Source organism: Halodurantibacterium daqingense, assembly GCF_042666235.1.
In the GTDB taxonomy this organism is placed as follows: domain Bacteria; phylum Pseudomonadota; class Alphaproteobacteria; order Rhodobacterales; family Rhodobacteraceae; genus Halodurantibacterium; species Halodurantibacterium daqingensis.
Genome location: NZ_JBHTFQ010000034.1, coordinates 1 through 1,377 on the forward strand (window position 1 = coordinate 1; position 1,377 = coordinate 1,377).

At 67.3% G+C, this 1,377-nt stretch carries 1 protein-coding gene; it reads right to left on the bottom strand.

The genetic code is table 11. The annotated features are described in order from the left end of the window. Positions 1-268: 268 nt before the first annotated feature. Complete coding sequence (locus ACFQXB_RS20285) at positions 269-1,297, bottom strand: IS110 family transposase (protein ID WP_080623117.1); 1,029 nt, start codon at positions 1,295-1,297, stop codon at positions 269-271. Positions 1,298-1,377: the final 80 nt, after the last annotated feature.

Sequence of the window (1,377 nt, forward strand, 5' to 3'; positions counted from 1 at the left end):
TTTGTGCAACATGTGTAACCGCCCCAAGCGCAAGGGGGCTTTTTGGAGCTGGTGTTGGCGCGGTGTCGGGTGCTGACATGTGTCCGGCCTCTGGTGCGGCCATCGTCATGCCGCGGGCCCGTATGGTGTCCGCGGGTCGGGTCCAGATCAAAGCCGCGTGCTCGATGGCACTCTGTTGCACCCTGGGTCTCCCGATCCCGTCTCACGACCGTTGCGCCAAACTGCTCCTTGCCCTCTTCCGCTCCGACGCCCTCGCGACCCCGGTGGCTTACGCCGCCGCGGCCGGAGACTGGTAGACGCCACCGCGGGCCATCAAGGCCCAGACGATCCGCGCCATCTTGTTGGCCAGCGCCACCCGCACCAGCAGCGGTGGCTTGCGCATCAGCATTCCTGCCAGCCAGGTGCCCGGCCTTGCCGTGGCATGGACGTGACGCTTGATGATGACGCTGTTCGCCCCGAGGATCAGCAGCCGTCTCAAGGATCGCTCGCCCATCTTCGTCGTGGCCCCGAGCCGCTGCTTGCCGCCGGTCGAATGCTGCCGGGGCGTGAGGCCGAGCCAGGCTGCAAAGTCCCGAGCCTTGCGGAACGTCCCGGGCGGTGGGGCCAGGACCGCGAGGGCCGTGGCGATCAGCGGACCGATGCCCGGCACCGTCATCAGCCGCCGGGCCACCTCGTTCTCCTTGGCGCGACGGGCGATCTCGGCATCGAGCCTGCCGATCTCCGTCTCGAGATGGGTGAGCGCCGCGACCAGCACCTTCAGCGTGGCGATGGCATCGGCAGGCAGGCCACTGTCCGGGTTCTCGACGATCGCGATCAGCCGCGCGGCGTTGGCCGCACCCTGGGGCACGATCTGCCCGAACTCGGCCAAGTGACCGCGCAGGGCATTGATCGCCTGCGTCCGCTGCCGGATCAGAAGCTCGCGCACGCGGAAGACCATCGCCGCCCCCTGTGTCTTCTCGCTCTTTACCGGCACGAAGCGCATCGTCGGGCGCAGCGCGGCTTCGCAGATCGCCTCCGCATCCGCAACATCGTTCTTCTGGCGCTTGACGAAGGGCTTGACGTAGGCGGGAGGGATCAGCCGCACCTCATGGCCCAGCTTCCCGATCTCTCGGCCCCAGAAATGGGCGCCACCACAGGCTTCCATCGCCACGACACAGGATGGCAGCTGGGCGAAGAAGGCCAGCACCTGATGCCGCCGCAACTTCCTTCGCAGGACCGCCTGGCCTGAGCCGTCAGCCCCGTGCACCTGAAATACAGTCTTCGCCAGGTCGAGCCCGACCGTGCTAATCTCCGACATGACCGCTCCCCTCTTGTGGATCGTCCCAGACCCACCTTGGCACAGAGATGCCGTCGGGGGGCGGTCACAGCATCAGAGCC

What these genes read in the sequence shown, in the direction of transcription:
- ACFQXB_RS20285 (WP_080623117.1), bottom strand. Translation starts at nt 1,297, where the DNA reads ATGTCGGAGATTAGCACGGTCGGGCTCGACCTGGCGAAGACTGTATTT.